The following is an 8,115-nucleotide window of genomic DNA, read 5'->3' as shown; positions in this document are numbered from 1 at the left end:
GCCCGGTAGCGGCCGCCACGCCACGCCGCACATCCCACGAGTCCATACAGAACCGCAGGTCAACCCAAGATCAACTTAAGCTACGTGGCATTGCGGCCTGCACCGGGCCCACCTCGTTGAAGTTGACCACCTCGGCACCGTGGAGTCTCGCCTTCTCCAGACGGTCGGCGTGCCCGTCGATCGCGATGACCCGCGACGCGCCGCGCTGGAACGCCGACACCACGGCGAATTGACCGACCGGTCCGCAGCCCCACACCGTGGCGACGTTTCCGTCCCGCACGTCGGCGAGGACCGCGCCGAAATAGCCGGTCGGGTAGATGTCGGACAAGGTGATCGCTTGGGAGTCCGTGACGGTGTCCGGCAGCCGGAAGAGATTCGTGTGGGCGAACGGAACACGCGCGTACTCGGCCTGCAATCCGTTGAAAGGGCCCTGGGGCCTCGGCGAGCCGAAGGATGCCGTACCGGATCGCGGGCCGTAGGGGTTGATGTCGTCGCACTGCGCGAAGTAGCCGCGCCGGCAGTAGGAGCAGGACCCACAACCGAGAACCGCGGAGATGAGTACGCTATCGCCCGGCTTGAAGTTGCTGACCTGCGAGCCCACCTCCTCGACCACGCCGACGCCCTCATGGCCGAGAATACGACCGGGCTCCATTTCGGACATCGTGCCGCGGATGAAGTGCAGGTCGGTGCCGCAGATCGCCGCCGTCGTCACCCGAACGACAGCGTCGGTCGGGTGTTCAATTTTTGGCTCGGGAACATCATCTACTCTGATGTCGCCCGTGCCATGGTAGACAACTGCCTTCATCAATACCCCCGACTCACCATTCGGTCAGGCATTCAGCGAAGGCGTAGATACCCCTTGCAGGGTGGTCGAAACAACAGAGTCAGCGCAGTTGAACCAATAAGAATCGGAAGAAATTCTCCATGATATGAATCGGAACTTTACGCGGAGTTGATTTCGACCGTACGGCTCGACACGTCCTGCCGATGATGTGATTTCGGTCCACCGGGACAGCGCGACCCTCCGTCGACAAGGAATACTCTGCGAACCCACTCGATGGAGTCAGCCAGCCGTGCCCCGTTGCGCGGCGCACGAGGCGTTGCGGGTTCCGCCCACCGCGCCGACGGTCACCTCGACCTCGCGATCAAGGAGAATTCCACCTCACCATGCCTAGAAGATTGCTCTGTGTGCTGATGTCCGCCGGCCTCGCGGCCGGTGCGGCGCTCGGTGTGACGCAGCCGGCGCAGGCCGCGGACCCGTCCGTCGACGGTGGTGGCCGAGCGAACGCCGGCGTCGCTCCGGGCGCGCGCAGCGGCGCGATGGCCACAAGCGCCGCGATGCCGGCGGGTTACTCGGTCCGGGGCATCGACGTCTCCAGCCACGACCACAACCTCGGCCCGATCAACTGGCCCGCGGTCGCGGCCAGCGGCGTCAAGTTCGCCTACGTCAAGGCGACGGAAGGCCGGACGTACCTCAATCCGTACTTCGCCGAGGACTACGCGGCGGCCAAGGACGCGGGTCTGCTCGTCGGCGCCTACCATTTCGCCCGTCCGGACAAGCGCGACCCGATCGCCGAAGCCAACTTCTTCGTCGACAGCGCCACGTTCACGAAGGACGGCCAGACCCTCGTGCCGATGGTCGACATCGAGTGGCCCTACTGGAGCGGCGCGCCCACCTGTTACGGGCTGACCCCGACCGAGATGTCGAACTGGATCAGGTCCTTCACCGACCAGGTCAAGGCACGCATCGGCCGGCCCGTGATGATCTACACGAACACCAACTACTGGAACCCCTGCACGGGTAAGAACGCGTCGTTCGGCGCCAACCCGTTGGACATCGCCGGCTACACCAGCGCTCGCCCGCCGCTGCCGGCGGGTTGGACCTCGGAGACGATCTGGCAGTACGCCGCCGGCAACCCGAGCAAGCCCGGCAACTACAGCCAGAACGTCTTCAACGGCACCTACGCGTCTCTCACCCGGCTCACCGGCGCACCGGTGGCCGTGCCCCCCGTCGCCCTCCGCTCACGGGCCAACCGGCGGTACGTGGTGGCCGAGAGCGGTGGCGCCAGGCCGCTGATCCCCAACCGCACCACCGTTGCCCGGTGGGAGCAGTTCGACGTGATCAGTGCGGGCGGCGGCTACGTCGCGCTCCGCTCACGGTCCAACGGTCGGTACGTGACGGCGGAGAGCAAGGGCGCGAAGCCGCTGATCGCCAACCGGACCAAGGTCAGCACCTGGGAGAAGTTCACCATCATCAACAACGCGGACGGCACGATCAGCCTGCGCGCCGCGGCCAACGGCAGATACGTGGTGGCGGAGAGCAAGGGCACCAAGCCGCTCATCGCCAACCGGACGTCGATCAGCACCTGGGAGAAGTTCGACCGCTTCGCCCTCTGAGCACCGCCGCTGCCCGGCACCCCCCGTACCGGGGTGCCGGGCAGCGGTCTGTCACCGCTTCGCCGCCCAGAAGACGTAGACCGCGCCGTACGGCACGGACGTCGTGGCACCGTCCGTGCAGGCGCCCGCCGGGGCCGCGCCGCCCGAGGTCAGGAGCCGACTGATGTACGCCACATTGCCGAGCAGGCCGGTGCCGGTGTGGCTGTCCACCGTCAGCAGCAACTCCGGGATCGTCCCCGCGCGCGGGCTCTCCGCCGTCTTCTTGGCCGTGATCAGGGAATCGTCGCGCTGGGACTGCCAACTCGGTCCCTTGAAGTGGTGGATCCGGCCGCCGCGAGACCACCGGCCACTCCGATGACCAGGAGCCCTCGGAAACGGGGTCGAGACGTGCTGAGCATGGGATTCCTCCGATTCGGGTGGGCGAATCCGTGTCCACGTGTTTCTGTACGGGCGGAATCCGAACGGCGATCAACTGCGCCATATCTGATCGACCGTTCACCCCGAAGGCGTACCGGAAATGGGTTCAGCCGGTGGCGGCGGCCAACCGTCGGACGGACCCGGCGCGGGCCGCCCAGCGCCCGTCCTCGTGGCGTACCTCGATGGGGTGCGCGAAGGCCGCCGACACCTGGGCGGTCGTGACCGTCCCGCCGGCCGGACCGGCGGCGACCACGCTGCCGCCGCTGATCAGCATCGCGTGGGTGGTCGTCGCCGGAAGTTCCTCGAGGTGGTGGGTGACCATGATCGAGGCGAGACGGGGGTGGGTCTGACGGAGCAGGTCGATGGTCTCGAGCAACTGCTCCCGGGCGGCGACGTCGAGACCGGTCGAGGGTTCGTCCAGCAGCAGCAGTCGCGGCCGGCTGATGAGCGCCCGGACGATCAGGGCACGACCCCGCTCGCCCTGCGAGAGGGTGGGCCAGCGTTCGTCGGCCCTGTCGACCAGCCCGAACATGCCCAGCAGGGAATCCGCCCGGGCACGGTCGTCCCGGGTCGGTTGCCAGCGCGGCGGCAGGTCGACCGATCCGACGATGCCGGTCAGCACCACCTCGCGGATGGTCAGGGGTGACCGCAGCGGATGACGGGGGTTCACGTGACCGATCGCCCTGCGCAGTTGTTGCAGGTCGACGCGGCCGAGTTGCTGATCGAGGATCCGCACGGTTCCCGAGGTCGGGTGGGTGAGCGCGCCGCAGAATCCCAGCAGTGTGCTCTTGCCCGCGCCGTTCGGGCCGAGCAGGGCCCAGTGCTCACCTTCGCGCACCGTGAGGTCGATGCCGTGCAGGATCTGCCTGCCATCCCGCCGGAACGTCACGTCACTCAGTTCGACGACGGGCGACGGCGGGTGTGTCTCGGCGGTCCTGAGGAGCATGGCCTTCTCTCGGTACGGCGAGGGCCGGGCCCCCGCGATTGCTTGATGATCCACCTGCACAGTGCCACAGACCCGGCGTGATGGCCGAGGCGATGCTCGGGATGTGGACCCGGCGGGCGTCGGCCCGGCTCGCCGAGGTCGCGGCGGACGGAGACCCGGTTGCCGTCGGCGTCAGGCGCCTCCGGGGTTGACACCAAAGCTAAGTGTGATAGCTTTTCAGCTACGCGCATAAGCCAAGGCGCTAATGAGCTTCCTGGAGGACGTTGTGACTGAGTTCCTCAGCGTCGACGGCGGGACGATCGCCTACGAGGTGACCGGCGCCACCGGGCCGCTGGTGGTGCTCGCCCACGGCATGGGTGACAGCCGAGCGGCGTACCGGTTCCTCACCCCCGCCCTGGTGCAGGCCGGTTACCGGGTCGCCGCGACGGACCTGCGCGGGCACGGTGAGTCCAGCGTCGGGCGGGCGTCCTACACCCATACCGCGATCGCCGGAGACCTGATCGCCCTGGTGCGGCACCTCGGCGGGCCGGCCGTGCTCGTCGGCCACTCCATCTCCGGCGGTGCGGTCACCATCGCCGCGGCGAAGGCGCCGGAACTGGTCACCGCGCTGGTCGAGCTCGCGCCCTTCACCCGCAAGCAGCAGGTGAAGCTCGGTGACCTGCGCGTGGCCGCCCACCGCCGCGGCATGACCGCCCTGATGACCACCACCCTGCTCGGCAGCGCCGTGGTCCTGCCGTTCCTGGCCGGCGTCCGCGCCTAGGCGGGCACCGAGGAGCGACCGCGACGTGGCAGGGCCAGCCGCCCGAGAGCGGGCCGCCCGCGCTGAGGGCTGCGGCACTCGCCCTCGGTGGGCTGGTCGCCTACCCGATCGCCGCCCCGGCCCGCAGGGATCCGGCCGGGTGGCCCGGCGTGCGGCTACAGGAACTCGCTGCGGTAGGTCGAGGCCAGGTCCGCCGCGCGGCGGCGGCGTTCCGCCTGCTCGTCCGGCGACAGCTGGGGCGGCGGCGCGTCGCTGCCCGCGACGACGTCGCCGATGCGGGTGAAGTACTCGTCCCGCCCGGCGGGGGTGCACATACAGAGCATCCGCGCCGGTGCGCCCGAGACGTTGCGGAAGTTGTGCGGCGCGTTCGCCGGGATGTTGACGGTGGAGCCGGCCCGGACGAGGTGCCGCTCGCCACGGAAGGTGAACTCGACCTCACCTTCGAGGATCGTGAACATCTCCTCGAAGTCGTGGCGGTGCGGCGGCGGCCCACCGCCGTCGGGGACGCGCATGTCGATCAGGCAGTACCGCCCGTTGGTCTGCTCACCGGTGATCAGCATTCCGTAGGTGTTGCCCACGATGTACGTCGTGGCGGGGTCGTCAGGGTTCGCCACGGTCAGTACACGGGACGGATCGTCGTCCGGAACCATGGTTCGTCTCCTTGTGGTCGATGGCCGAGCGCTCAGGCGTCGGCGACGGTGATGACAACCTTGCCGCTCGGCAGCATCCCGGCGGTCGCGGCGGCGTGCAGTGCGGGCAGGTCGGCCAGCGCCACCCGCTGGGCGACCTCGACGCGCAACTCGCCGATGCTGACACGAGCGGCCAGGTCGGCGAGTTGGTCGGCGTCGCTGCGCACGAACAGGTCGATGCCGCGCACGCCGCGCCGCTCGTCGGAAGGGGCGGGCATCCAGACGGTGGTGTTGACGAGGGTCCCGCCGTCACGGATCAGGGTCACCAGCGCGGCGAGCTGCTCCGGAGCGACAGGCGCGAGGTTGAGCACCAGGTCGACCGGCTCGATCACCGCCCCGGTCGGGTCGGTGTCGGTGTGGTCGATCACCTGGTCGGCGCCGGCGGCTCTGACACGGTCGGCGCTGCGCGGGCCGGCCGTGGCGAGCACCGTTGCACCGGCCTCCTTCGCCAGCTGCACGGCGTACCCGCCGACCGCTCCGCCGGCACCGTTGATCAACACCCGCTGACCGGCGGTCAGGTTGCCGTGGTCGAACAGCGCCTGCCACGCGGTCAGGCCCACCAGCGGGAACGCCGCCGCGTCGGCCAACGGGATGCTCTTGGGTGCCCCGGTCAGGATCTCCGCGGGCGCGATCACGTACTCCGCGGCCGCTCCGGTCCCCGTCATCGGCAGGAAGCCGATGACCCGGTCACCCACCGCGACGTCGTCCACGCCGTCACCGAGCGCGTCGACCGTGCCGGCGACGTCGAGGCCGGGAGTGTGCGGCAACTCGACCGGGATCGGACCCTGCATGTAGCCCGCACGGATGTTGGCGTCGACGCCATTGAACGACGTCGCGGCAACACGGATCCGGACCTGGCCGGCACCGGGGGTGGGCTGCTCGACGTCCTCGTAGCGCAACACCTCGGGACCGCCGAACTCGTGAAAACGCACTGCCTTCATTGCTGGACCTGCTTCCGTTAGCGCCGCCAATGTGCTCCTAACCCGAGGCAGTCCCGACACAGAGGAGACCTCTGCGGCACTGCTTCCAGGCGCGAAGGCGTCCAGTCCGACGTCACCAGGGCCACCCGGAGGCAGCCGCTGGATCCGCGGTCGCTGGAGACGTCACTGAATCTCGCAGGATCCGGCGCGGTTAGCCTGGGCCAGGCTGGCCCACCTTGATGATGGTCGGATCACCGGCCTCGTGCACGATCTCGGCGAGACGCGCCGCGTCGGCCGAACCCGGTGCCGCGGTGAGCATCAGAGCCGCCAGGTCGTCGCCCGGGATGGCGAGCAGGCTGCCCACGAGCGTGACGGCCCCACCGTCCGGATGGATGAACGCGGCACTGCTCTCGTAGGCAGCCACCGGCCGCGGCGTACGCCACAAGCTGTCGAACAGGCGGCTCCGGCTGCGCATGTGGTCCACCAGCGCGGCAAGCGACCCGTCGGCGGGATAGCGCAACAGCGCGCTCCTCAGGCGGGCGACGAGGACCGCCTCATGATCGGTCGCGTCGGCCGTGGACTGCTTGAAACCGTCGAACGGGTCGCAGAACGTACGCCAGGCGACGTTCCACTCCCACGGGTCCCCGGTGAGATCCCAGTGCCCCAGCGCCATGAACGCATTGTTCACGGCGACCAGGTTCATCGCCGCATCGGAGACGAACATCGGAGTGTCCGTGAACCGCTCCAGCAGACGGATCGCACCCGGGCCGAGTTCGTTCGGCACCTGACCGTCCGCGGCGGCGTACCCCGCCAGCGCGCAGAGCCGCTCGTACTCCGCCCGCCCGATCCGTAACGCGCGGGCAATAGCGTTCACCACCCCGGCCGACGGATGGCTGCGCCCCTGCTCCAACCGGCGTACGTAGTCCGCAGACATTCCCGCGAGCTCGCCGAGTTCCTCCCGCCGCAACGCCCGCACCCGCCGACGGCCGATCGGTAGCCCGACAGCCGCAGGCGCCGTACTCTCCCGCGACTGGCGCACCGCGGCACCGAACTCGTGACGTTCCACAACGCAAGTGTGCCCGGTCAGTCCGGACACCAGGCAGCGGGCGGCGCGATCCCGGTGGACACGAAAGAGCCCCCGACCCTGCCGTTTTCGGCTGGTCGGGGGCTTCCCCGGCAGGGTCACCGGCGTTCGGTGCGGATGCTCATCGAACTGCCGGCCGCGCGGCACCTACGACACGTAGGTGGCGGTCGGAAAGCGGACCGCGAACTCCGCGAAGGTGGCCCTTTCCTGGCGCCGGGCGGCGCGGAACTCCTCCGTGCCGGTGGGCCCGTATCCGATCTCCAGGTCTGTCGCGAGCTTCGGAAAGACGGCGTCCGCGAAGTCGTCGACGCTCGCGCCGTGTGGGTCGTCCAGGCCGGACAGCGCGGTGGCTACGGCGGGCGGGATGAGCTCGGCTGTCCTCACAAACCAGCTTGGCCAACTCGGTACGAGGCACCCCGGCAAGCTCACTCAGAGCCGTGTAACCAGCGTTGTTCAAGGCCCGCATCGCTGGCGCACCGATTTTCGGCAGGGTGCCGAGGGCAGAGTCCACGCTCCTCATAATGTCGGGTCCGGTCCGCAACTGCACCTTCATCGATGCCCTCTCCGGATCGGAGATCCATCTCTGGGTCGCTCGGGCTCAGAAGGAGATCGACGCTTCCCTGGCCCCGGAGACTGCTAGCGTCAGCGTGCCTGAACGCAACAACTACCGGTTCCAGTTGGCAATGGTGGCGACGGCGAAGCTCGTGAGGCAGCCCGTACGGTTTCCGAAGCAGCTCAGCCGCTTGGCCCACCTCGGGCACGCCGTCCCGCTGACCATCCCGGACCGTCGCCCTGCTTGGCGAGCCCAGTACGGCAGCCGCCATTAGCAGTCTGACCTGCTGGGATGTGGTGGGGGCGGCGTCCGACATGGACGCAGCCGCCCGTTGATCATGTGTTTGTGA

At 68.9% G+C, this 8,115-nt stretch carries 8 protein-coding genes and 1 pseudogene; 2 read left to right on the top strand and 7 right to left on the bottom strand.

From position 1 onward, the window contains the following. Nucleotides 1-70: 70 nt before the first annotated feature. Complete coding sequence (locus AB0H52_RS31135) at nucleotides 71-805, bottom strand: alcohol dehydrogenase catalytic domain-containing protein (protein WP_357951848.1); 735 nt, start codon at nucleotides 803-805, stop codon at nucleotides 71-73. A gap of 362 nt (nucleotides 806-1,167) precedes the next feature. Here AB0H52_RS31135 and AB0H52_RS31130 point away from each other — a divergent pair, with 362 nt between their 5' ends. Next, complete coding sequence (locus tag AB0H52_RS31130; protein ID WP_357951846.1) at nucleotides 1,168-2,397, top strand: GH25 family lysozyme; 1,230 nt, start codon at nucleotides 1,168-1,170, stop codon at nucleotides 2,395-2,397. A gap of 51 nt (nucleotides 2,398-2,448) precedes the next feature. Here AB0H52_RS31130 and AB0H52_RS31125 read toward each other — a convergent pair whose 3' ends face one another. After that, a complete protein-coding gene (locus AB0H52_RS31125) occupies nucleotides 2,449-2,721 on the bottom strand; it encodes a DUF3455 domain-containing protein (protein WP_225854828.1) in 273 nt (90 codons plus the stop codon). A 199-nt stretch (nucleotides 2,722-2,920) separates the two neighbouring features. Next, complete coding sequence (locus tag AB0H52_RS31120; RefSeq protein ID WP_357951844.1) at nucleotides 2,921-3,760, bottom strand: ATP-binding cassette domain-containing protein; 840 nt, start codon at nucleotides 3,758-3,760, stop codon at nucleotides 2,921-2,923. A 265-nt stretch (nucleotides 3,761-4,025) separates the two neighbouring features. Between AB0H52_RS31120 and AB0H52_RS31115 the strand changes: the two are divergent. Next, nucleotides 4,026-4,466 (top strand): annotated as a pseudogene (locus AB0H52_RS31115) (alpha/beta fold hydrolase); the annotation flags it as partial. A 209-nt stretch (nucleotides 4,467-4,675) separates the two neighbouring features. On the opposite strand, the gene AB0H52_RS31110 reads toward AB0H52_RS31115, so the two are convergent. The 4 genes from AB0H52_RS31110 to AB0H52_RS31095 form a co-directional block, all read right to left on the bottom strand. Beyond that, the gene (locus AB0H52_RS31110; protein WP_357951842.1) at nucleotides 4,676-5,170 is read right to left on the bottom strand and encodes a cupin domain-containing protein; all 495 of its coding nucleotides are present in this window, start codon (nucleotides 5,168-5,170) and stop codon (nucleotides 4,676-4,678) included. Nucleotides 5,171-5,202: 32 nt separating this feature from the next. Next, a complete protein-coding gene (locus tag AB0H52_RS31105; RefSeq protein ID WP_357951840.1) occupies nucleotides 5,203-6,150 on the bottom strand; it encodes an NADP-dependent oxidoreductase in 948 nt (315 codons plus the stop codon). A 190-nt stretch (nucleotides 6,151-6,340) separates the two neighbouring features. Further along, nucleotides 6,341-7,195 carry a helix-turn-helix domain-containing protein gene (locus AB0H52_RS31100; protein ID WP_357951838.1) on the bottom strand — a complete coding sequence of 285 codons (855 nt, stop codon included), beginning with the start codon at nucleotides 7,193-7,195 and terminating at the stop codon, nucleotides 6,341-6,343. A 165-nt stretch (nucleotides 7,196-7,360) separates the two neighbouring features. Beyond that, on the bottom strand, nucleotides 7,361-7,597 hold the full coding sequence (locus AB0H52_RS31095; RefSeq protein WP_357951836.1) for a hypothetical protein: 237 nt from the start codon (nucleotides 7,595-7,597) through the stop codon (nucleotides 7,361-7,363). Nucleotides 7,598-8,115: the final 518 nt, after the last annotated feature.

Origin of the sequence: Micromonospora sp. NPDC050695, from assembly GCF_040654415.1 — a bacterium.
Classification (GTDB): Bacteria; Actinomycetota; Actinomycetes; order Mycobacteriales; family Micromonosporaceae; genus Micromonospora.
Note: the sequence above shows the minus strand (reverse complement) of the source record. Positions and strands in the feature narration are given on the sequence as shown.

What these genes read in the sequence shown, in the direction of transcription:
- AB0H52_RS31120 (WP_357951844.1), bottom strand. Translation starts at nt 3,760, where the DNA reads ATGCTCCTCAGGACCGCCGAGACACACCCGCCGTCGCCCGTCGTCGAA.
- AB0H52_RS31110 (WP_357951842.1), bottom strand. Translation starts at nt 5,170, where the DNA reads ATGGTTCCGGACGACGATCCGTCCCGTGTACTGACCGTGGCGAACCCT.
- AB0H52_RS31135 (WP_357951848.1), bottom strand. Translation starts at nt 805, where the DNA reads ATGAAGGCAGTTGTCTACCATGGCACGGGCGACATCAGAGTAGATGAT.
- AB0H52_RS31105 (WP_357951840.1), bottom strand. Translation starts at nt 6,150, where the DNA reads ATGAAGGCAGTGCGTTTTCACGAGTTCGGCGGTCCCGAGGTGTTGCGC.
- AB0H52_RS31130 (WP_357951846.1), top strand. Translation starts at nt 1,168, where the DNA reads ATGCCTAGAAGATTGCTCTGTGTGCTGATGTCCGCCGGCCTCGCGGCC.